This window comes from Brevibacterium sp. JSBI002 (assembly GCF_026013965.1).
GTDB lineage: Bacteria > Actinomycetota > Actinomycetes > Actinomycetales > Brevibacteriaceae > Brevibacterium.
Genome location: NZ_CP110341.1, coordinates 1,670,788 through 1,693,288, shown reverse-complemented (window position 1 = coordinate 1,693,288; position 22,501 = coordinate 1,670,788). Strand labels below are relative to the sequence as shown.

At 64.6% G+C, this 22,501-nt stretch carries 20 protein-coding genes and 1 pseudogene; 2 read left to right on the top strand and 19 right to left on the bottom strand.

The window, feature by feature from the left end; genetic code table 11:
- Nucleotides 1-39: 39 nt before the first annotated feature.
- Genes LJ362_RS07730 through LJ362_RS07705 form a run of 6 tightly spaced genes read right to left on the bottom strand, consistent with a single transcriptional unit; the run spans nucleotide 40 to nucleotide 5,941 of the window.
- Complete coding sequence (locus LJ362_RS07730) at nucleotides 40-429, bottom strand: cation:proton antiporter (protein ID WP_264801584.1); 390 nt, start codon at nucleotides 427-429, stop codon at nucleotides 40-42.
- Nucleotides 429-689 carry a monovalent cation/H+ antiporter complex subunit F gene (locus LJ362_RS07725; protein ID WP_101545626.1) on the bottom strand — a complete coding sequence of 87 codons (261 nt, stop codon included), beginning with the start codon at nucleotides 687-689 and terminating at the stop codon, nucleotides 429-431. Before LJ362_RS07725 ends, LJ362_RS07730 begins: the two co-directional genes overlap by 1 nt.
- Nucleotides 686-1,060, bottom strand: a complete 375-nt coding sequence (locus LJ362_RS07720; RefSeq protein ID WP_264801797.1) for a Na+/H+ antiporter subunit E — start codon at nucleotides 1,058-1,060, stop codon at nucleotides 686-688. Before LJ362_RS07720 ends, LJ362_RS07725 begins: the two co-directional genes overlap by 4 nt.
- A complete protein-coding gene (locus tag LJ362_RS07715; RefSeq protein ID WP_264801581.1) occupies nucleotides 1,060-2,577 on the bottom strand; it encodes a monovalent cation/H+ antiporter subunit D family protein in 1,518 nt (505 codons plus the stop codon). The genes LJ362_RS07720 and LJ362_RS07715 overlap by 1 nt, the downstream gene beginning before the upstream one ends.
- On the bottom strand, nucleotides 2,574-2,906 hold the full coding sequence (locus tag LJ362_RS07710) for a sodium:proton antiporter (protein ID WP_039210769.1): 333 nt from the start codon (nucleotides 2,904-2,906) through the stop codon (nucleotides 2,574-2,576). The genes LJ362_RS07715 and LJ362_RS07710 overlap by 4 nt, the downstream gene beginning before the upstream one ends.
- Nucleotides 2,903-5,941: a DUF4040 family protein gene (locus LJ362_RS07705; RefSeq protein ID WP_264801578.1), complete on the bottom strand. Its 3,039-nt coding sequence runs from the start codon at nucleotides 5,939-5,941 to the stop codon at nucleotides 2,903-2,905. The genes LJ362_RS07710 and LJ362_RS07705 overlap by 4 nt, the downstream gene beginning before the upstream one ends.
- Nucleotides 5,942-6,063: 122 nt before the next feature.
- Between LJ362_RS07705 and LJ362_RS07700 the strand changes: the two genes are divergently transcribed.
- Nucleotides 6,064-7,203, top strand: a complete 1,140-nt coding sequence (locus tag LJ362_RS07700) for a glycosyltransferase family 4 protein (RefSeq protein WP_264801576.1) — start codon at nucleotides 6,064-6,066, stop codon at nucleotides 7,201-7,203.
- 94 nt (nucleotides 7,204-7,297) lie between these two features.
- Here the strand turns inward: LJ362_RS07700 and LJ362_RS07695 are convergent, their stop codons facing one another.
- The 12 genes from LJ362_RS07695 to LJ362_RS07640 all read right to left on the bottom strand — a co-directional run bounded on the left by LJ362_RS07695 (nucleotide 7,298) and on the right by LJ362_RS07640 (nucleotide 17,630).
- Nucleotides 7,298-7,894: a histidine phosphatase family protein gene (locus tag LJ362_RS07695; RefSeq protein ID WP_264801574.1), complete on the bottom strand. Its 597-nt coding sequence runs from the start codon at nucleotides 7,892-7,894 to the stop codon at nucleotides 7,298-7,300.
- Nucleotides 7,891-8,268 (bottom strand): ribosome silencing factor, encoded by a 378-nt coding sequence (gene rsfS / locus LJ362_RS07690; protein WP_264801572.1) that lies wholly within the window; start codon nucleotides 8,266-8,268, stop codon nucleotides 7,891-7,893. The genes LJ362_RS07695 and rsfS overlap by 4 nt, the downstream gene beginning before the upstream one ends.
- Nucleotides 8,269-8,320: 52 nt before the next feature.
- Nucleotides 8,321-9,790: a hypothetical protein gene (locus LJ362_RS07685; RefSeq protein WP_264801571.1), complete on the bottom strand. Its 1,470-nt coding sequence runs from the start codon at nucleotides 9,788-9,790 to the stop codon at nucleotides 8,321-8,323.
- Nucleotides 9,783-10,388, bottom strand: coding sequence for a nicotinate-nucleotide adenylyltransferase (gene nadD / locus LJ362_RS07680; RefSeq protein WP_264801570.1), 606 nt, complete (start codon nucleotides 10,386-10,388; stop codon nucleotides 9,783-9,785). Before nadD ends, LJ362_RS07685 begins: the two co-directional genes overlap by 8 nt.
- Before the next feature lies 1 nt (nucleotide 10,389).
- Nucleotides 10,390-10,551 (bottom strand): hypothetical protein, encoded by a 162-nt coding sequence (locus tag LJ362_RS07675; RefSeq protein ID WP_167443897.1) that lies wholly within the window; start codon nucleotides 10,549-10,551, stop codon nucleotides 10,390-10,392.
- Nucleotides 10,552-10,727: 176 nt separating this feature from the next.
- Nucleotides 10,728-12,017, bottom strand: a complete 1,290-nt coding sequence (locus tag LJ362_RS07670; protein ID WP_264801568.1) for a glutamate-5-semialdehyde dehydrogenase — start codon at nucleotides 12,015-12,017, stop codon at nucleotides 10,728-10,730.
- Nucleotides 12,018-12,020: 3 nt separating this feature from the next.
- Entirely contained in the window at nucleotides 12,021-13,187 is a 1,167-nt protein-coding gene (gene proB, locus LJ362_RS07665; RefSeq protein WP_264801566.1) for a glutamate 5-kinase, read from the bottom strand.
- Complete coding sequence (obgE, locus tag LJ362_RS07660) at nucleotides 13,184-14,749, bottom strand: GTPase ObgE (RefSeq protein ID WP_264801565.1); 1,566 nt, start codon at nucleotides 14,747-14,749, stop codon at nucleotides 13,184-13,186. Before obgE ends, proB begins: the two co-directional genes overlap by 4 nt.
- A gap of 100 nt (nucleotides 14,750-14,849) precedes the next feature.
- The gene (gene rpmA, locus LJ362_RS07655; protein ID WP_025776788.1) at nucleotides 14,850-15,101 is read right to left on the bottom strand and encodes a 50S ribosomal protein L27; all 252 of its coding nucleotides are present in this window, start codon (nucleotides 15,099-15,101) and stop codon (nucleotides 14,850-14,852) included.
- A 15-nt stretch (nucleotides 15,102-15,116) separates the two neighbouring features.
- Complete coding sequence (gene rplU, locus LJ362_RS07650) at nucleotides 15,117-15,425, bottom strand: 50S ribosomal protein L21 (RefSeq protein ID WP_025776790.1); 309 nt, start codon at nucleotides 15,423-15,425, stop codon at nucleotides 15,117-15,119.
- Nucleotides 15,426-15,675: 250 nt separating this feature from the next.
- The gene (locus LJ362_RS07645; protein ID WP_264801563.1) at nucleotides 15,676-15,993 is read right to left on the bottom strand and encodes a chorismate mutase; all 318 of its coding nucleotides are present in this window, start codon (nucleotides 15,991-15,993) and stop codon (nucleotides 15,676-15,678) included.
- Between the two features lie 107 nt (nucleotides 15,994-16,100).
- Complete coding sequence (locus LJ362_RS07640; protein WP_264801562.1) at nucleotides 16,101-17,630, bottom strand: alanine/glycine:cation symporter family protein; 1,530 nt, start codon at nucleotides 17,628-17,630, stop codon at nucleotides 16,101-16,103.
- A gap of 140 nt (nucleotides 17,631-17,770) precedes the next feature.
- On the opposite strand from LJ362_RS07640, the gene LJ362_RS07635 reads away from it, so the two are divergent.
- Complete coding sequence (locus LJ362_RS07635; RefSeq protein ID WP_264801561.1) at nucleotides 17,771-19,168, top strand: SPFH domain-containing protein; 1,398 nt, start codon at nucleotides 17,771-17,773, stop codon at nucleotides 19,166-19,168.
- 93 nt (nucleotides 19,169-19,261) lie between these two features.
- On the opposite strand, the pseudogene LJ362_RS07630 reads toward LJ362_RS07635, so the two are convergent.
- Nucleotides 19,262-22,275: pseudogene (locus tag LJ362_RS07630) on the bottom strand (Rne/Rng family ribonuclease).
- Nucleotides 22,276-22,501 lie beyond the last annotated feature (226 nt).

The window sequence follows — 22,501 nt, the reverse complement described above, 5'->3', positions numbered from 1 at the left end:
GCGATCGGTCGCCCGGCAGACCCGACTGACTGAGTCGGCTCAGGAGTCCTTCGCGTCGGGGTCGATGTCGGCGACCCCTTCCGGCGGCGCTGCCAGCCGGTTCGGGGACGTCTTCCGGAACACCGGCTGTCCGGACAGCACCGCCGACCTGGCCAGAGTGTTGCTCGCAACCGAGGACACGATGATCAGACACAGCACGGCGATGACCGCCATGAACAGCGAGCTCCAGGAGAACCCGGACGAATAGAGGTCGTAGATGAAGGCGGCGATGACGATGAACGGCATGCCCAACCCGGTTGCCGGAGAGAACACATTGATCCGAGACAGCGCGTCGCGGACCCTGAACATCGCGAGGGCGGATCCGAGCAGCAGCAGGGAGCCGGTGATTCCGAAGATCCCGACGAGGGTCGTGGCGAGTGCTTCGTTCATCAGCGGTGCCCCCTCGTGAGGATCCGGGAGAGAGCGATCGTGGCGAGGATGCCCACCATGGAGGACAGGAAGATCACATCGAGGACGATCGATGATGACACGGTGATGCCGAGCATGGTGACGATGGCAATAGCCGAGAAGTAGATGAGGTCAGAGACCACCGCACGTGAGCCCTGGTCGCGAGCAGTGAGCACGCGGATGAGTCCGATGACGATGGCGGCGGCGAGGATGACCGCACAGATGCTTGCGATGACGATCATGAGCGTCCTCCCTCTGAATCGGCGTGTGGTCCCGGTGCCCGACCACGGGTCATGGCCAGCAGTCGCGATTCCATATCGATGAGCCCATCGAGGGCGGATTCCTCCGACTCCTCGAACAGGGCGTGGACGAAGATCACCGGCGGGGTCGTCGACGTGCCGGCCGCGATCGCCGTCACCAGGGTGCCCGGGGTGATCGTGATCGACGATGCGAAGAGGGTGACTTCGAGATCGGTGGCGCAGCGCATCGGCAGTTCGACGATCATCGGCTGGGCGTAGTCGCTGCGGAAGAGTCGGGCGACTATGGTCGCCGAACCGGTGATGATCGCCCAGACGATGAAGCCTGCGTAGGAGACGCCGTGGATGAGTCGCATCACGGTGCCATCACCGCCTCGATGTAGTCACTGTGGTCGAGGAGACCCTCGGCTGCCCGGTGCGTGAGGTCGAGCAGAGGCTCCGGGAAGCAGAAGAGCGCAACGGATACCCCGATCATGATCGTGGCGGGCACCAGCAGACGGGCGGGAATGCGCACGCTGCGCGTGATCGGTTCGGCCGGGGCGCGCCCGGTCTCCGCCGAATCGGGTCGATACGTCTGCATCGGCGGTCCCCAGAAGGTGTTGCGCCAAGTGCGCTGAAGCGCCAGCAGACTGATCAGCGCGCCGGCCACGATCGTTGCGACGAGGACCCACCCGAAGCCGCCGCCGGCGTCCGTGGAGGCCCTGACGAGGCCGACCTTGCCCCACAGCCCGGAGGTCGGCGGCAGACCGACGAGGGAGAAGAGGCCGAGGATCATGAGGATGGTCGCCCACCGCTCCCGTGAGGCGAGCCCTGAGAGCTTGCGGAAGGAACCGGTGCCGTAGGTCTGTTCGACGGCGCCCATGATGAGCAGCAGGCCTGCCATCGTAACCATGTGGTGCATCATGTAGAAGGCGCCGGCACCGAGGGCCGCCGATGTCAGCAGGGTGGCGCCGATGAGGATGTGGCCCACGCCTGCGGTCATCTGGAACCCGAGCACATTGCGCACCCGCACCTGCCCGAATCCGGAGATCGCACCGATGAGGATGCTCGCCACCGCGACGAGGAGAATGGCGGTCGCCCACGGAGCAGGCTCACCGTAGACAGTGGTGTAGATGCGGTAGATCGCATACAGCCCGACCTTCGAGTGCAGTCCGGAGAACAGCGACATCATGCCCGCCGAGGTGTTCGGATAGCTGCGGACGAGCCACCCGTGGAAGGGTGCGCCGCCGGCCTTGATGAGCAGAGAGAGCAGCACCACGCCCAGAGCGATCGCGGCTTGGCCGGTCGGACGTCCCTGATCTGCCAGGACGGCGAGGTTGACGGTGCCGGTGGCGCCGTAGACGAATCCGACGCCGATGAGCAGCATCGTCGAGGTCAGCAGGTTGACCATGACGTAGAGACGTCCGATGCCGAGCCTGCGCCAGGTGCCGGTGACGGCGATGAGTGCGTAGGCGGGCAGCATCATCACTTCGACGAAGACGAAGAAGTTGAAAAGATCACCGGTCAGCAGCGCACCGTAGACACCGGTGAGCATCATCAGGATGAGCGCCGGGACGAATCTGTACTGGTCCTCACCGGTGGAGACCAGGAACAGGCTGCTGACGAACGCGACCAGCGAGGTGAGCACCAGCATGAGCGCGGTGAACGTGTCCGAGACGAACACGATCGCCAGGCCGGGCACATAGTCGCCGACCGAATGGGCGATCACCGGGGTCGAAGCATGCAGGCCGAGCAGGGCGACGCCGCTGCCGCCGACGAGCACGGGAACGGAGAGCAGGAGCAGCCGGTCGAAGGTGCGTGAGGTGATGAGCACGCTCAGCGCGGAGGCCAGAAGCGGGATGCCGATGAGCAGAAGAAGCAGTGCGGAGTTCATGAGTCGCGCTCCTCCCCTGTCTCGGGATTGCGTTTCTGGTCGTCGTCGTGGCCGAGCACAGCCAGGGCGAGCATGAAGATCGTCACTGCCAGGGTGATGACGATGGCAGTGAGGACGAAGGCCTGAGGCAGCGGATCGGCCGCCTCGGCGAGGTCACCACGCCCGGCCAGAGGTTCGCCTCTCCAGGCGCCGACTCCGGCCGAGAGCAGGATGAAGTTCGCGGCATGGGAGATGAGGGTGAGGCCGAAGACTCCCCGGACCATGGAGCGCTGCATCATGAGGTAGACGCCGCCGGCGGTGAGGACGCCGATCGTCAGTGCCAGGATCATGCTTCCTCCTCGTCTCCGTCGGTCGGTGGATCCCCTCGGAGGATATGGGTCGAGTTCGCACGCACCTTCGCCTCTTCGGACTCTTCGGCTCCACGGCGACGGCTGCGTTCGGGGCGTTCACCGCGGATGGTCTCCATCGGACCGCTCAGCTCACCGTAGAGCAGCTCATCGGCACGTTCGCGGGTGCGTTCGACGTCCCGGCGGATGATGCCGTTGGTGAGCACATCGTCGCCGGCCGGCGTGGCTGCGGAGTCCGAGACACCGAGGAGGTTGAACGAGAGCAGCATGAGGCCGAGCACCGCCAGGTAGACCCCGACGTCGAAGAGCATCGACGTCGTCCAGTGCTGGCCGGCGAACTCGGTGTGCAGCGGCTGCAGGAACGAACCGGCGAACAGCAGTCCGATGATTCCGGTCACCACCGCAGTCGCGACTCCGGAGCCGATGAGGTAGAGGGGCGCACGCGGCGGGCCGAGCGCCCGGTCCTTCGGCGTGGACAGGTAGGCCAGACCGATGACGGCAGAACCGACGAGGGCGGCGATGAATCCGCCTCCCGGGGAGTTGTGGCCGCGCCAGAAGATGAGCAGGGAGCTCACCGCCAGCAGCGGTCCGAGCACCTTCAGGGTCAGCTGCAGCGGGATGACGTTCGGCCATGCCTCGTGAACAGCACGATATGCGGTGGTGCCCTTGGGCCGGATCGACACCCACGGGGGCCTGGGCGGTTCCGGGATGTTCTCGGCCGGCGGGTCGATGAACTTGTCCTTGACCGTCGACATCACCGCGACGATCGCGATTCCGGCCATGCCGAGGACAGTCAGCTCACCGAGGGTGTCGAGAGCACGGAATTCGACGAGGATCGTATTGACGATGTTGTCTCCGCCGCTGATCTCCGGAGCCTTGTCGAGGTAGTACTGGCCGAGGGCGGAGCGCTCCCGACGGCCGTTGAGCGCCAGGGTCAGCCCGGCAACGCTCGCGCCGACGATGATCGCCAGGAGCAGACGCGGTGTCTGTTTGCGCTTCGGGTACTTCCAGAATGAGCGTGGAAGCTTCTGCAGCACGAGCATGATGACGATGATCGTCATCGCTTCGACGAGCAGCTGTGTCAGGGTGACGTCGGGGGCGCCGAGCGCGAGGATCTGCACGGTGGCGAGGATTCCGATGGCAGAGAGCGCCACAACGGTGGTCAGCCGCGAATGCGAAGTGCACAGAACGAGCACCGCCACGGTGATGAGGACGAGCAGAATCACGTCCACAGGACGGCTCAGGTTGGCCTGGAGCGGCGGCAGATCGGCGAAGACGACAGGTACGGCCCCAATGGCGAGCACGCTCAGTCCGCCCAGCGACAGAGCGAGATAGGGGCCCGAGTTCATGGGACGGACGAAGGCGGAGAGCCCGTATCCCAGGCGTTTGAGATTCTTCGTCAGCGCATCGATGACGTCGGCCCCGTCGAAGGGCAGCGTGGCCTTGTGGAAGAACACGAAGACGCGCGACCGGCGGAGGATGATGAACACGCCGATGGCGATGATGAGCCCAGAGGCGAGCAGTTCTGCGTTGAATCCGTGCCACAGTGCCAGGTGCACGGACTCCGAGGCCGTCGGCACCGCTGCCCGGACCACCTGGTCGAGCGGGGTGTCGAGCAGGTAGAGGACGAAACTCAGGGGAATGGAGGCCAGGATCGGCAGGGCCGCTGCAATGAGCATGACGGGTGAACCGCGATGGATCTGACTCTCTTCGGGCTCGCGGCCGTCGATGAAGCTGCCCCAGACTGTCTTCGCACAGTAGGCGAAGGTGAGCACCGAGGCGCCGACGGCGACGAGCAGAGCCGCCCAACCGGCCCAGGGCCCGCCCGGGGCTTCCCTCAGCGCGGTGAACAGAGCCTCCTTGGACACGAATCCCAACAGTGGCGGAATCCCCGCCATGGACCCACAGCCGATGATCATCACCGTGAACGCCGCCGGGGCGGAGCGCATGAGTTTCGGAATCCGAGCCAGGTCACGGGTGCCGGCGAGGTGGTCGACGACGCCGACCATCATGAACAGACCGGACTTGAACAGTGCATGTGCGATGACGTGGAGGGTGGCGGCGGCGATCGCCGCCTCGGTGCCGACGCCGATGACCGCGGTGATGAGACCGAGTTGAGACACGGTCGAATAGGCCATGAGCTTCTTCACGTCATGCTGGTTGAGCGCGAACCAGCCGCCCAGGCAAGCGGTGAGGAGACCCGCCGTCACTAGCAGGATATTCCATGCCGGTGTGGCGTGGAAGGTCGGTGAGAACCGAAGCATGAGGAAGATGCCGGCTTTGACGACGGCAGCGGCATGCAGGTAGGCCGAGACTGGCGTGGCGGCGGCCATCGCGTCGGGCAGCCAGGGATGGAACGGGAACTGAGCGGACTTCGTCATGGCTGCGACGCCCACGAGCAGAGCCACGAGCGTCGTGACTTCGGGCTGGCCCGCCCAGACCGGGGAGCTGATCGCCTCGGCGAGGTTCGTCGTGCCGGTCACGGCGATGATCACTCCGGTGGCCACCAGCAGACTGAGGCCGCCGATGAAGGTGAAGAACATCGTCCGCAGCGCCGGTGCCTGCCCAGGAGATCCGGACCGGGCGATGAGGAAGAACGAGGCCAGGGACGTCAGCTCCCAGCACACGAACAGCACGAGCACATCGTTGGTGAGCACAAGGGCGACCATGGAGAAGGTGAAGATCACCATCAGCCAGTAGAAGCTCGTATTGCGTCCGGGGCTGAGGTAGCGCGTCGAATATATGAATACGACCGCACCGATGATCAGTGCGATATAAGTGAACACGACACCGATTCCGTCGGCCCGCAGCGCCAGGTCGACGCCGAAGCTGGGAATCCACGGGTAGGACACTTCCGGATTCTGCCCCGTCATCACCTCGGCGGCGGTGGGAGTGAACAGGGCCGCCACGCCGAGATAGGCGATCGCCAACGGCCAGCCGCTCTCGCGTCCCGCGAAACGGGTGAGGACGGGAGTGAGCACCACGAGTGCAGCCAGAACGATTAGCGTTAGGATCATGACCGGGCCTCGACGGCCGCAGGCACAGGTGATCGTTCGTTCACTCACTGATCCTTCATCACAAGGTGCGCGTTCTGCAAAACACAGACTTTCGAAGAATCAGACTATCGACTCGGAGTTCCATGAGCAAAAGCACAAAGAGCCTCGACCCGTTCCCGAGGCTGTCGGTCTTCTTCGACGCGCGCTTCACCCGCACCACCCATCACGACGGGATCTCCCGTTACGGTTCGTGTCTGCTCTCGGCCCTACTGTCGGCCGTCGAGGGTACAGAGATCGACGTGACCGTGGTCATCAGCGATGAAGCACAGCTGGCGCTGCTTCCCGAATGTTCGTGGGTGCAGCTGGGTGACCCCACCTCCCCCGCCGAGGTGGCCATCGCCGGAAAGCTCAATGCACTGGGCGCCGATGTCGTGTTCTCGACGATGCAGACGATGGGCTCGTTCGGTCGCCGCTACGGCCTCATCCTCACCATCCACGATCTCATCTACTACTCCCACCCCGAACCACCTGGCGATCTGCCGCTGCCAGTGAGACTGCTGTGGCGGGCATATCATTTGAGTTTCGTCCCGCAGCGGCTGCTGCTCAATCGTGCCGATGCCGTAGCGGCCGTCTCCGAGACGACGAAGGATCTCATCGCCGCCCACCGGCTGACGGACCGACCGGTGCAGGTCGTGTCCAATGCCGCCGAGGCGGTCGCAGCGCCGGCGCGGACCGTGAACCGGCACGATGCGAAGACACTCATCTACATGGGCGCGTTCCTGCCGTACAAGAACGTCGAATCCCTCATCCGCGCGCTCGAGCACCTGCCGGGGTGGACCCTGCACATCGCCAGCCGCATCGAAGGCCGGAGGGAAGCTCAGCTGCGAGCCCTCATTCCCGACCGGGCGAAGGTCGTCTTCCATCGGGGGATCAGCGATGAGGAGTATGCACGACTGCTCGACGAATCGACGGCCCTGGTCACGGCCTCGCGGGAGGAGGGCTTCGGTCTGCCCGTCATCGAAGCGATGGCCAAGGGAGTGCCCGTGGCCGTGTCGGACATTCCGATCTTCCGAGAGATCGCCGCTGAGGCGGCCGAATACTTCGACCCGGAAGATCCGCGCTCGATCGCGCACGCGATCGAGCGGCTCACCGATGCCGACAGGTGGGCCGAACAGTCCGTAGCCGGCAGGCGTCAGTCACAGGTCTTCGATTGGGCGAAGTCGGCAGACTCGCTGGTCGACCTCATCAGATCAGTCGCTGCCGACCGCAAGAGCGACGGCTGAGTCCGAGCGGACACTGACGCACGGGTGACCGCCTCGGGTTCCTCAAGGGCGCGTTCAGCCGATGGCCGAGCCCGCAGCGGTGCGACCGAACAACTCAGTGGGAGAGCGTGCCCCAACTGCGCAGAACCCATCGGTCGCCGGTGTACCCGAACTCTCCGTGACCGCAGTTTCCGAGGACCCCGAGCCGGCCTGTCCCGTTCATCTCCAGGAGGATTTCGGCAGCGGCGCGCAGCACCGCACCGTGGGCGACGATAGCGATCGTCGAGGCTTCAGCGGACTGCACGATATCGGTGATGGCGTCGGCGACACGACGGCCCGACTGGGTACGCGATTCTCCTCCGGGAGGTGCGATATCCGCTCCGGAGGCCCATTCGGCGAGTTCGTCCGGCCAGGTCTCCGCCACCTCGGCGCGGGTGGAGCCTTCCCATTCGCCGAAGGCGGTCTCCCGCAGCCGCTCATCGCGAACGGGTTCGACAGCGACGCGTGTCGCCAAGCTGTCGGCGGTCGCAGCGGCGCGCGAGAGGTCGGAGGAGATGATGAGTTCCGGTCCGAGTTCAGCGAGCCGCCTGGCGACCTGATCAGCCTGCTCTCGGCCCGTATCGTTGAGGGGGACGTCGGACTGCCCCTGGAATCGACCGGCGACGTTGAAGTCCGTCTGTCCGTGACGCCAGAACAGAACGGTCTTCGTCATGTCTCCGAGCCGGGTTCCGGCAGCTGCAGATCAATGACCGGAACGTCCTTCCACAACCGTTCGAGCGCGTAGTATTCGCGCTGTTCGGCGGAGAAGACATGGACGACGATCTCGCCGAAGTCGAGCAGCACCCAGTCCCCTCCCCGGCCTTCGCGGCGCAGCGGAGTGCGGTCGTGGACGAGCTGCACTTCCTGTTCGATAGCGTCGATGACCGCACCGATCTGGCGTTCGTTATCGGCGGAGACGATGAGGAACGCGTCGGTGATATAGAGCGTGGAGCTCACATCGAGGCCGATGATGTCGGTTCCGAGCTTCTCGTCCGCGGCTTTGGCCGCGGTTCGAAGCAACTGGGTGGATTCGGCGATCTCGCTCACAAGATCCTTTCGCATGGATGCGGTTGTCGAGGTGGTGTGTCCCGGGTGTTGCTCAGAGGAACATGACGAGGGCGATGACTATGAGGACCAGGGCGAAGAACGCGGCCACGCCGAGGACGATATAGGGCATCTTCGAAGGCTCTTCGCCCATGAGGATCTGACCGTCCTGCCCGGTCACCGAGCTGGCACGGATGCGTGAGCCGGGAGGGTTCACGGTTTCTTCGTCTTCGTAGTCGGCATTCGGCAGCGACCAGGCTTCGGGCACTGCTTCCATCGGCCGGGTCTCCGGGTTGGCGGCCAGGGCGCGCGCCGCGTCATCGGAACCTGAGTCGCCGGCCGATTCGCCGGAACCCTCAGAGGCCGAGCCGGACTGCGACTCTTCGGCACGACCGGGCACCGCGGTCTGCGGCCCGCGAGCATCGCTCTTGCGGGGCTCGTCGACCTCGGGGATCTGCGCCGAGGCGGCCGTGACGACTCGGACTCCGGAGGTCGAGGGCGGCTGCACGATCGGCATCCGTCGCGACCGAGACGAAGGCTCGGACTCGTCGACGGCATCTGCCTCAGGCTTCGAGGCCGGCTTGTCTTCCGGGGCAGGTTCATCCGCGGGATCTGCTGCAGCGGCAGCACCCGTGGCAGGCTCGTCGGTTGAGGCGTTCTGATCCTCTGAGTCCGGCCCGTCCGAGTTCTCGGCAGGCGTCTCGTCCTCGTCCTCGGTGCCGAGTGCAGGAGCGTCGCCGTCGAGAGCCGAGTACGGCATCGACAGTGCGTCATGGGGTTCGCTCTCCACCGTCGACGGCCGCGGAGTCGAGGCAGGAGTGACTGGAGCTTCGAAATCGCGGGCGGCGACCTCATCAGCTGCTCCCCCGAACCCGGCGGTGTCATAGGATTCGTGTTCCGTCGCGGCGGACTTCGCGTCGGGTTGCCAATCGCTTGCCGATTCCTTCGCAGCGGCTGCCGAAGCCTGTGTTTCGTCGGAGTCTGCTGCTGCCGGCGCAGCTTCCGAGCTCGAGTCCGCGGGTTCAGAATCCGAGATTTCCGGGATCGGTCCGGTCAGTCGACCTTCGGCTGCGGCCTGCCGTTCGGCCAGTTCCTTCTCATCGGCCACAACCGGCATCGCGCCGGTGGACAGATCGCCGTACTGCGAAAGTCCGTGTTCGCGCAGGTATCGCTTCTTCTCGGCACGCGACTGGAAGTGCGGCAACGGGGTCCGTGTCGGGTCGAGACGGTCTTCGGCATGCACCGGCGGCCGGGACTCCTGCGGGTGGTCCGATGCCAGGGCGCCGCGTTCGTGGCTGGTCCGCGGCGAGGGTTCGGGGTCGATGCGCGAGGCGGTGTCGTCGCTGGTCTCAGCGGCGGGTTTCGCACCGGCCTTCTTCGGGGGCAGCGGACTGAGGAGTCCGGCGCGAGGGTTCGGAGCCTCCTTCGGCTGCTCAGGAACCTCTCGTGCTTCGAACGCCTGTTCCGCCGCCAGCCTTTCGGCTTCGCGCCGTGCTCGACGTGACGTGAACTGCTCCTCAGCCATTCTCACTCCTGTACAACTCGTATTTCGCGATGTACTGCACTACGCCGTCCGGTACGAGGTACCAGACGGGTGCACCATCCATCACCCGTTGTCTGCAATCCGTGGACGATATCGCCAGCGCAGGGATCTGCACGAGACTCAGCCGGTCGACCGGCAGTCCCTCACCGTGGAGTTCGTGCCCGGGCCGGCTGACCCCGACGAAATGCGCCAGGGAAAACAGCTCATCCACATTCTTCCACGTCAAGATCTGAGCCAAAGCGTCCGCGCCGGTGATGAAGAACAACTCGGTTTCGGGACCGTAGCTGCTGGCGAGGTCGCGCAGTGTGTCGATCGTGTAGGTCGGACCCGGTCTGTCGACGTCGGCTCGAGAGACGGTGAACCGCGGATTCGATGCCGTGGCGATGACGGTCATCAGGTACCGGTGCTCGGCGCTGCTGACCTCTTCGACGTCCTTCTGATACGGCCGTCCCGTGGGGACGAAAACCACCTCGTCGAGGTCGAAGGTCGCCTGGACCTCACTTGCCGCGACGAGGTGGCCGTTGTGGACGGGGTCGAAGGTGCCGCCCATGACACCGACTCTGCGTCTGTGCTCTGCCATATCAGTGGCGGTGCGAGATGCCCTTCCACGACCGAGACACAATGCCCATCGTGATGAAGATCGCCAGGGTGATGAGTCCGTACCAGATCGGATCCATCGGCAGCTCCACGTGGGCTGCGTGCTCCCCACCTTCGGCCGCGGCGGCCATGATGGCTGCGTTCACGTCATTTCTCCTTACTCATTGATCCGTCGCGCACAGAGCGCTTCGGGGTCGTTACCTTCTCAGTTTCTCATGAACCATCGGGGAATCCGGCATCGACATGACTTCTTCCCCCTCCGATGTCTCCCCTGGTCGGGCGGTGAGTACCCTGATCGCGGAGTGTCGGAGCCGATTCGGGCTCAAGAACGGACCTGGCCGTTGCCCATCATCACCCATTTCGTGGTCGTCAGCTGTTCGAGTCCCATGGGGCCGCGAGCATGCAGCTTCTGGGTGGAGATGCCCACCTCCGCACCGAAGCCGAGCTCTCCCCCGTCGGTGAATCGCGTGGAGACGTTGACTCCCACAGCCGCTGCATCGATGGCGGTGACGAAGGTGTCAGCGTTGTCGAGGTCTTTCGTCACGATCACCTCGGTGTGGCCGGAGCTGTAGGCACGAATATGGTCGATGGCCTCTTCGATGCCGGAGACGAGCTTGATCGCGATCTCCAGTCCCAGGTACTCCTTGGCCCAGTCGCGCCGCGACACCCGTCGGACCTTCATCCCGGCCGGTGCCAGTGCCGAGACGTCCGAGTCGGCGTGCACGATGACCCCGGCGCCGTCGAGGCGTTCGAGGATCTTCGGCAGCACGCGCTTCGCAGCCTTCTCATGCACAAGGAGGGTCTCCAGCGAGTTGCACACGCTGGGTCGATGCGTCTTCGAGTTGAGGACGAGGTCGACGGAGGTCTTCACCGTGGCTGTGGAGTCGATGAACATGTGCACATTGCCCACACCGGTTTCGATGACGGGCACGATCGATTCCTGCACGACCATGTTGATGAGGTCGGCGCCGCCTCGGGGAATGAGCAGATCGACGTAGTCGCGGGCGTGCATGAGCACGTTCGCGCCTTCGCGCCCGTACTGGTCGATGCCGTTGATCGAGAAGGCGGGCAGTCCCGCCGATTCGACGGCCCGGCGGAGGATGGAGATGATCTCAGTGTTCGAGTTCTGCGCAGCCGATCCTCCGCGCAGGACCGAGGCGTTTCCGGATTTGAGTGCGAGGACGGCGATGTCGACGGTGACGTTCGGGCGGGCTTCGTAGATCGCACCGATCACGCCCATCGGGACACGGTTCTGGGTGAGTCGGATGCCGTTGGGCAAGGTGCGTCCGACGACGACATCGCCGACGGGATCCGCGAGATCGATGACGTCCTCGACGGAGTCCGCGATCGCTGCGATGCGATCGACGTCGAGGCGCAGACGGTCGAGCAGAGCTTCGCTCATTCCGTTCTCGGTGCCGGCGGCGATGTCGGCGTCATTTGCTTTGACGATGCGGTCGGTGTTGCCGCGCAGCGCCTCGGCGATGGCGCCGAGAGCAGCGTTCTTCTCGGCGGTCGAGGTCGTCGCCAACAGGCTCGAGGCGGACTTGGCGTTGCGCACGATGCGGGTCACGCCGCGCACAGTCTTCGGGTGGATCTCGGCTGCTGCTGTCATGGGCTATCTCCCCCCGCTCACCTGTGTGAGAACGAGATCGTTTCGATGGATGACCTCTTTACGGTAGTCATTTCCCAGACGGGTGCCAAGTTCCTCGGTTGTGGAACGGAACATCAGCGGCAGCTCGTCCGAGGAGAAGTTGGTCATACCGCGGGCGATGACCTCGTCGTCGAGATTGCGGATCTCGACCGGGTCCCCTGCTTCGAAGTCCCCGCGGCAGGAGGTGACGCCCGCAGCGAGCAGGGACGTCCCCCGGGAGAGCACGGCTGTTTCGGCTCCTCTGTCGATCGTGACCGATCCGAAGGTCCGAGCGAGATGGCGCAGCCACAGCAGGCGGGTGCCCCGTCGTCTGTGGGTGACCGCGAAGTATGTGCCCACGGTCTCCCCCGCCAGCGCCGAGGCGGCCTGCGGTGCCGAGGTCAGCACGGCCGGGATCCCCGAATCAGCGGCCATGATGGCGGCGTCGACCTTCGTGGCCATTCCGCCGGTGCCGGTGCCGGCAGTCCCGACACCTCCGATGGAGAGGTCGTCGAGGTCGCCGGGTCCGTGCACGCGGCCGATCAGGCGGGAGCCGGGCTGATCCGGGGGTCCAGAGTAGAGCGCATCGACATCGGAGAGCAGCACGAGCGCATCGGCGTGAGCCAGATGAGCGACGAGCGCCGCCAGCCGATCGTTGTCTCCGAAGCGGATCTCCTCGGTGGCCACGGCATCGTTCTCATTGACGATGGGCATCGTGCCCAGAGCCAGGAGTTTGTCGATGGCTCGCTGGGCGTTCTTGTACTGGGTGCGTCGGATCAGGTCATCGGCGGTGAGCAGCACCTGACCGGGAACGAGGTCGTAGCGTCCCAGCGCCCGCGTGTATGCGGCCATGAGCAGTCCCTGACCGACCCCGGCCGCTGCCTGCTGGCTGGCGAGGTCTCGAGGGCGCTTCTTCAGCCCCATCGGCTCCAGACCGGCCGCGATCGCGCCGGAGGAGACGAGGATGACCTCGTGACCGGCCGATCGGTGGGCCCCGATGACATCGGTGAGCGCGATGATTTTGGCTTCGTCGAGTCCGCCGTCGATCGTCGTCAGCGAGGACGATCCGACCTTGACGACGATGCGACGGGCTCGTGCGATGTCGTCACGGAACGATCCTGCGGAAGAGTCCGCTTGAACTGCGGCGCTCACTCCTCGCCGACTCCCTCAGCAGACTCCGTCGCAGGTGCACCGAGGCGGCTCTCACGGAGGGAGCGTTCGGCCAGCCGCTCCTGTTCGAACTCGGCCCGTGTGGCGGCCTTCGCGTCCATCTTCTCGTGATACGCAGCCTTGCGCTCCTTCCGTGTGGAGCGCGTTTCCTCGTCGAGTCGGGCGTCCGATCCGCGGGAGCCGAGCAGTTCGGCTCCGCCGACGGTTGTGGGGTCCCAGTCGAAGACGACGCCGTCGTCTCCGCCGACGACGATGGTGTCGCCGGGTTTCGCTCCAGCCTTGAAGAGAGCCTCCTCGACGCCGAGGTGCTCGAGGCGGTCGGCGAGGTAGCCGACGGCTTCGTCGTTTCCGAAGTCCGTCTGCTGCACCCAGCGACGAGGCTTGTCACCGAGGACGCGGAACAGCGGTCCATCGGAGGTGCGTTCGGACCGGACTTCGAATCCCCGATCGTCGACGGCCTTCGGCCGGATGACTACGCGCTGCGGTGTCGCTTCGATCTCGGCGCGACGTTCCCGTTCGGCGAGCACGAGCTCGGCCATGGCGAACGAGAGTTCCCGCAGACCCGCGTGGCTGACTGCCGAGATCTCGAAGACCCGGTATCCGGCGGCTTCGAGATCGGGCCGCACGATATCGGCGAGATCGCGACCGTCGGGGATGTCGACCTTGTTGAGCGCCACGAGCTTCGGACGCTGCGAGAGCGGAAGTAGTCCGCTCCCGTCGTCGAGGTCGACGGCATAGGCGGCGAGTTCGGATTCGATGATCGTGAGGTCGGAGACGGGATCGCGACCGGGCTCCCAGGTGGCCATGTCGATGACATGGACGAGGCCGGCACAGCGTTCGACGTGGCGGAGGAACTCGAGGCCGAGCCCCTTGCCCTCCGATGCGCCGGGGATGAGTCCTGGAACGTCGGCAACCGTGTAGCGCGTGTCGCCGGCCTGGACGACCCCGAGGTTGGGCACGAGTGTCGTGAAAGGGTAGTCGGCGATCTTCGGCTTGGCGGCTGACAGCGCAGCGATCAGGCTCGACTTGCCCGCCGATGGGTATCCCACGAGGGCGATGTCGGCGATCGTCTTGAGTTCGAGCACGAGGCTGAGCGACTGCCCGGGCTCTCCGAGGAGCGCGAAGCCGGGGGCCTTGCGCTTCGTCGAAGCCAGCGCGGCGTTGCCGAGCCCGCCGCGGCCACCGGCGGCTGCGGTGAATTCGGTTCCGTCGTCGACCAGGTCGGCGATGACGTCGCCGTTGGTGTTCTTCACCACGGTGCCCTCGGGGACGTCGACGATGAGGTCTCTGCCGTCGGCGCCGTGGCGCAGATCGCCCTTGCCGATCCCGCCGTCGTCGGCGCGCACGTGCGGACGGTGGTGCAGAGGAAGCAGGGTGGTGGTCTGACGGTCGACGCGGAAGATGATGTTGCCGCCGTTGCCGCCGTCGGCGCCGTCGGGCCCGCCGAGCGGTTTGAATTTCTCGCGCCTGATCGAGGCACACCCGTTCCCACCTGCGCCTGCGGCGAGGTGAACGGTGACACGGTCTACGAACTCGGTGGCCATAATGTCCTTATATCAGATGAAGGGTGAGTCGTTCGACTCACCCTTCATGCTCCCTTTTCAGGGAGAGATCATATTGACGACGGAACGGATCCGGGAAGGATCAGGCTCCGACGATGTTGACGATCTTGCGACCGTTGCGGGTTCCGAATTCCACCGCACCGGCGGTCAGTGCGAAGAGGGTATCGTCTCCTCCACGGCCGACATTCGCTCCGGGGTGGAACTTGGTTCCGCGCTGACGGACGATGATCTCGCCGGCCTTGACGGCCTGGCCGCCGAAGCGCTTCACGCCGAGGTACTGTGGGTTCGAGTCGCGACCGTTGCGGGTCGAGCTGACTCCCTTTTTGCTTGCCATGTGAGAAGTCTCCTCTTACTTGATGTTCGTGATCTTCAGACGGGTGAGGTCCTGGCGGTGGCCCTGACGCTTCTTGTACCCGGTCTTGTTCTTGTACTTCTGGATCACAATCTTGGGACCGCGGAGTTCACCGGCGACCTCAGCGCTGACCGAGACCTTCGCCAGAGCGTCGGGATCGGTCGTGACCGTCTCACCGTCGACAAGAAGTACGGCATCGAGTTCGACGCTGTCTCCAGCCTTCGCCTTCATTCGGTTGACTGTGATGATATCGCCGACGCTCACCTTTTCCTGGTGGCCTCCGGCGCGGACGATGGCATAGACCATGGTCGAACCCTCTTTCTGCTGAAAACAAACTAACGGCGGTTGTCCCTTGGCTGCCGCAGAACGAGTCCCGCAGACATCCCATTGAGAGGAATCACCAGCCGTGGTGCGTCACGCGCACCGACGATCAAGTCTAGTCGAGAATGCACGGCAACGGCAAACCCGCTGCCCATGCTCGAGCGGACGACCCTCCCGTTGTGAGCCACCTCTCGTCCACCCCCCTGTGGCGGGCGACCGCCGCCGACGCTTTGACTCAGCTTTCGCGTGACTCCGCGATGCCCTCGTGCCGGCGGATGACCTCGGCGACGATGAACGCCAGGAACTTCTCGGCGAACTCCGGATCGAGATGGGACTCCTCGGCGAGTTCTCGCAGCCGGGCGACCTGCCTGGCTTCCCGAGACTCGTCGGCCGGGGGCAGACCATGGTCAGCTTTGAGTTCGCCGACTCGCTCGGTGAGTTTGAAGCGTTCGGCGAGGAGGTGAACGAGGGAGGCATCGATGTTGTCGATGCTGCCTCGCAGCTCCTGCAGCCGGTCGACTGCGCGTGTTCTGTCGTCACTGTTCTCATCCACGCTCCCAGTCTATCGATGCCCGGACATGCCTGTGCCCCGCGTCCGAATGGCACGGGGCACAGGCATCCTTGATCGGGGCGTCGCTCTTGTCTCGAGGCGGTCGAGACTCAGGCGTGCTGGTCGACCGGGACAGCGTCGGTGGTGTCCGGGTCGTTCAGAGTCCCGGCCTTGCGATCGGCGAGATACTTCTTCATCTCCTTCTTGACCACCGGCATGAGCAGGTAGAGGCCGAGGATGTTGATGAAGGCACACATGAACAGGGCCGCATCCGCGAACTCGACGACCTTGGAGAAGGTCGCCACACAGCCGACGACGACGAAGAGGCAGACCAGCGTGCGGAAAACCGTGACACTGGCCTTCGCGTTGCCGAACAGGTAGCTCCATGCCTGCTCACCGTAGTACGCCCACGTGATGAGGGTTGAGAAGGCGAACAGTGCGACGGCGATGGCCAGCAGGATCGGGTACCACGAGGCGACCGTGGAGAAGGCATCCGAAGTCAGTGCCACTCCACCGATCTCACCGGCACCCAGATCCTCCCGGTACGACGCCTGGTTGGCGACGATGATCGTCAGTGCCGTCATCGTGCAGACGATGACAGTGTCGATGAAGGGTTCGAGGAGTGCAACGAATCCCTCGGAGATGGGACGACGCGTCTTGACCGCCGAGTGAGCGATCGCAGCTGATCCGATTCCTGCCTCATTCGAGAAGGCCGAACGCTGGAAGCCGATGATCATGACTCCGACGATGCCGCCGGCCACACCCTGCGGGTTGAACGCGCCGGCGAAGATCTCGCCGATCGCATTGGGGATGTTCGAGAAGTTGAGCCCCAACACGAGGAGGCACGAGATGACATAGAAGATGGCCATTCCGGGTACGAGTTTGTCGGTGACCTTGGCGATGGAGCGGATGCCGCCGAGGATGACCAGGGCGACGAGTGCCGCGAAGATGATTCCGAAGACGAGCGAGGCGAAGGGGCCGGCCAGGAATCCGTCATCGCCGCCGGTGGCGGTGCGGACCTGGGCGAAGGTCTGGTTGGCCTGGAACATTCCGCCGCCGACGACGCCGAAGATGAGGATGGCGATGGCGAACAGTCCGGTGAGCACCGTTGCCACCGGCTTGGAGAAACGGCGGAAGGCAACCGGGAGGTACTTGAACGGGCCACCGTGAACCACACCGTTCTCGTCGATCTCGCGGTACTTCACTCCGAGAGTGCATTCGACGAACTTCGTGCACATACCCAGAAGTCCGGCCACGATCATCCAGAAGGTCGCTCCAGGTCCGCCGAGTGCGATGGCCACTCCGACACCGGCGATATTGCCGAGACCGACGGTGCCCGACAGCGCAGAGGCCAGTGCCTGGAAGTGGCTGACCTCACCCGGATCGGACTTCGAGGAGAATTTTCCACGGATGATCTCGAGCGACAGCTTGGCTCCTCGAGCTTGGATGAAGCCGAAGTAGACCGTGAAGACCGCCGCCGCAAAGATCAGCCACAGGACGACGAATGGAAAAGAGATCTCTCCGATGGAGATCGGAAAGAAGATGATACTGCCGAACCATGTCGCGATCGGATCGAACCAGGAATTGATGGCACCGTCGACCGGGGACACCGGCGCTGCTGAAATCTGAAGATCATTCATAGTGTGACAACCTACTGAGACTTGGGTCACATTCAAGCGTTCCAAGTTGTGGGACCGTTTCAGTTATCGAACCGTTACGAAACTGGCCGTTCCACGGCTGTTTGAGATTCCCGTCTCATTACCTGACCTAGACTGGGAGCATGACTCAGAACCCCCAGCAGCCAGATCAGCGACCCATTCGAGCGTCGAACCCGACCACTGATCGCGGCCCCGTACCCAGCGGAGATCCGAGCACACATATCCAGGCAGGGCACAGTCAGCCCGCGGCCTATCCCGGGGCGGAGGCGGTGACGAATCCCAATGGCCACTATGGTTCGCAGGGCGCTCAGTCCGGGGCGGTCGGCGGCTCGGGAACGACGGCGCCGTACGGTCCGCCGGCCGGTGCTCAGGCGAACACCGGTGCGCCACCGCACCACCGTGAAGGCGCACCGCTGCCACCGGCACCGCAGAGACGCCGCTCGTACGGGCAGCCCGCCGATTCGGGTCCGGGTCCGGCCGCCGGGTCCGGGCCTGTCTCGCCACAGGCTTCTCCCCCTGGGACCAGACGGTCGACTATGCAGACACCAGATTCCCACCGCGGCCCATCTGCCTCGGGTCAGGGGAATTCTGCACCGACGCGCATCGTCTCACCCGATGGCGAACGTGTCCGAGAGAAGCCGGCAGGCGGGGTTTCGGGCTACTTCGCCATCGTCGGCGCCATCGTCCTGCTGCTCCTCGCTGTGCTCCTGGGCATCATCGGGTTCGTCATGACCTTCGCCCAAGTCGTCGTCGGTGTCGTCCTCTTCATCGTCGCCGTCCTCAGCTTCATCGCTTCGATGTTCCTGTTCAAGGGCTGCACTTCGGTGGCGCCAGGACATGCCGTCGTCCTCCAGCTCTACGGCAAGTACGTCGGAACGGTCAGGCAGTCGGGTCTGCGATTCGTCAATCCCTTCTACACGAAGGATCAGATCTCGACGCGCATCCGCAACCATGAGACCTCGACGCTGAAGGTCAATGACCTCGATGGCAATCCGATCGAGATCGGCGCTGTGGTCGTCTGGCAGGTCCGCGACACCGCACAGGCGATGTTCGAGGTCGATGACTTCGAGGAGTTCGTCGCGATCCAGGCAGAGACCGCCGTTCGGCACATCGCGAACTCCTACGCCTACGATTCCTCGGATCCGCGCCGCATGTCGCTGCGCGACAACGCAGACGAGATCACCTCACGGCTCTCCGATGAGGTCGCCGCCCGCGTCATGGCTGCTGGCGTCACGGTCATCGAATCGCGCATCACCCAATTGGCCTACGCCCCTGAGATCGCCCGTGCCATGCTCCAGCGGCAACAGGCCACGGCCGTCGTCGCTGCCCGTCAGCTCATCGTCGAAGGAGCTGTGGGCATGGTCGAGACGGCGATCGAGGAGATCGAAGGACGGCAGATCGTCAGACTCGGGCAGACCGAACGCAGCGACCTCGTATCGAACCTGATGATCGTCCTCTGCGGTGACCAGGCCGCACAGCCGACGATCAGCACCACCCGCAACCAGCAGTCGGCAGGCTGACCGCCGGCAGCTGGTTCCACCGCAGACGACAGCGCCCCGTCGACGTCATCCGTCGGCGGGGCGCTGTCTTCTGTCTCAACTCAGCAGAGGCGTTCAGTCCTCGCCGATGATGACGAACGAGGTGGGCAGCTGCTCCTGCTTGGGGGCAGGGGCCTTCTTCGCCGGTTCGCGCCTCTTCGCCGGAGTGCTCTTGACCGGTTCAGCCGCGGCGACCTTCGTCTCGCTGTCCGCGCCGATCATCAGCGGCAGATCCTTCGGCTCGTCGGCTGCAGGCTGCTGCTCGGCTGCAGGCTTCTGTTCGGCTGCAGGCTGCTGCTCGGCTGCAGTCTTCGCTTCTGCCGGCGCCTGCTCGTCGCCGCTTGATTTCTCCTTCCCACCCGACTTCTCGTCGGGCGTCTCGGTCTGCGAGTCGTCTCCGCGGTTCGAGCGAGAACGACGCCGTCCGTTGCGCGAACGCGAGCGGGGCTTTCCGTTCTCGCCGTCATTCGCCGAGGCATCGGACTGAGTCTGAGCGTCGGACGACGATTCGGTCGAATCGGCATCATCCTTCTTCAGGGTGGCTTTCGCGATCGCAGCGACGGCTGACCGAGAAGCATCCGATGACACTGTCTCATCTGTCGGTTCGGACTCATTGTGCTTGGACTTCGAGCCTGAGTCGCCCCGCCGCTTGCGGTCACGGCGGTTGTCGTGGTTCGACGAGCGGCTGCCGCGGTGGGTCTTCGATCCGTCTTCTTCCGAACCCGGCAGCAGCAGCCCCCGGCCGGTGAGGTCCTCGCCGGCGCTGACCAGGGATTCGGCGAGTCCGGTGCCGATGCGCTTGCGCGTCATCTGCACGAGTCCCAGCGATGTCACCTCGGCGACCTGATGCTTCGTCCGGTCGCGACCGAGGCACTCGACGAGGCGGCGCACCACGAGGTCGCGGTTGGACTCGAGCACCATGTCGATGAAGTCGACGACGATGATTCCGCCGATGTCGCGCAGGCGGATCTGTCGAATGACTTCCTCGGCGGCTTCGAGGTTGTTGCGGGTCACAGTCTCCTCGAGGTTGCCTCCGGAGCCGGTGAATTTGCCGGTATTGACGTCGACGACCGTCATCGCTTCCGTGCGGTCGATGACGAGTGAACCTCCCGAGGGCAGATTCACGGTGCGCTGCAGCGCCTTCTGGATCTGCTCTTCGATCCTGTAGTGGTCGAAGATGTCCTCGTCCTCGTTGTAGCTGTGGACGCGATCGAGCAGGTCCGGGGCGACGGATTCGACGTACTCGTGGATGGTGTTCCATGCGCCGTCGCCGTCGATGACGAGCGAGCTGAAGTCCTCGTTGAAGACATCACGGATGATGCGCACGATCATGTCCGGCTCGCTGTAGAGCAGCTGCGGGGCCAGCACCTTCGTCGACTTCGACTTCTTCTCGATCGTCTCCCACCGTTTGGCGAGACGTTCGACGTCACGTGACAGGTCGGAGTCGGTGGCGCCTTCGGCAGCGGTGCGCACGATGACGCCGTTCGAATCGCCGACGAGCTGTTTGAGCAGCTTCTTCAGGCGTGCGCGTTCGTTGTCGGGCAGCTTCCGCGAGATTCCGGTCATCGAATTGCCCGGTACGTATACGAGGAACCGGCCGGGCAGAGAGATCTGGCTGGTCAGACGGGCGCCCTTGTGTCCGATCGGTCCTTCGTCACCTGCACGAGCACGGCATCGCCGGGACTCAGCGCGGTTTCGATGCGGCGCGCCTTGCCGTCCATGCCGAGGGCGTCCCAGTTGACTTCGCCGGCGTAGAGCACGGCGTTGCGGCCCTTGCCGATGTCGATGAAAGCCGCCTCCATGCTCGGCAGCACGTTCTGGACCTTGCCCAAGTAGACGTTGCCGATGAGCGAGGACTGCTGACGGTTCTCCTTGAGGTAGTGCTCGACAGCGATCCCGTCTTCGACGACGACGAGTTGAGTCTGGTCGCCGCTCTCCCGCACCAGCATGGTCCGGTCGACGGATTCACGTCGAGCGAGGAATTCGGCTTCGGTGATGATGGGGCGGCGACGTCCGGCTTCGCGGCCCTCCTTACGACGCTGTCGCTTTGCCTCGAGGCGGGTCGAACCCTTGAGCGAGGTGACTTCGTCGCGGTCGGTGCTGCGGGTGCGAGACCGGCGACGGCGGCGACGGCGCGAGCCGCCGTCGGAGTCGTCATCACCATCGTCCGAATCCGAATCGTCGGAGTCCCTGTGGTCGGCTTCCTTGTGATCGGAGTCTTGATGATCCGACTTCGATTGTGAGTCCTCGGCGTCCGCATCGGAGCGCTTCGAACCGCGATTGCTCGACCGAGATCCCCGCTTCGACGACTTCGCATCCGGCTTGCCGGCAGAGTCCGAGGAATCGTCCTCGGAGTCCTTCGAGTCGTCGTCGGAGTCAGGGGAATCGTCGTGGGAGTCATCGCGACCCCGCGATCGGCGCCCGCGGCCGCCTCGCCGCCGGCGCGGACCGCTGGAGGAATCGTCCTCACCGCGGTCGTTCTGGGGGTTCTCCTGTGAGGACGACGTGTCGTCATCGGAGTCGTGGGAATCATCCCAGTCATCGTCGGAGTCATCGTCGTCGATCGTGATGACCTCGGCGTGTTCGGCCTTCGGCACCTGGAAGATCAGGCCGCCGTCATAGGGCACGGCTGGAGTGGTGCGGTGTTCGGGTGCGGCAGCCGGAGCGGCCGGGGCCGCGAAGGGATTGCGCGGGTCGAAGCCCGGCGAAGCCTGCGACGCAGCATCGTCCTCGTCGTCGCCATCGGCATCGTCGGCGTCGTCGTGATCATCGTCATCGTCGTCCGTGTCTCCGCGCACGAATTCCTCGAAGACGAGTCCCCGGTTGGCCACGGCATCGCGTGCGGACTTCTGCCCGCCTCGGCGAGGAGTCGGCTCTTCGCCCTCATCATCGTCGCTGTCATCGGCATCGCCGATACGCAACGATTCGGCCGCCTCGGCGATGTCATCAAGGCGCGCACGCACGCTGTCGTCGACATCCTCGTGTTCGGCGTTCTTGGCACCCGCCGAGTGCTGCAGATTCGCGAGGTCCGCGAGAATGCCTTCGGTCGGATCTGTCGACTCTGTGCCGTCGTTCGACATATCGTTCATCGTATCTCCCAGTCCGAGGACGCCGTCCACACCGTACGGATCTTCGGATCCTTGCATGGTCCGCAATGGACCGAAACCTGTGGATGGCACATCCGGCTCGCGCTCAGCGCGTAGGCCTTCCGTGCTGCCTCATCTTGTTGTCGACCTGCGAGGTCATACCCTCGACTCGGTGGAGGCACTTCTCCTGCTCGGTGTGAGAGCAGGTATCCGTCCGACCATTATGTCA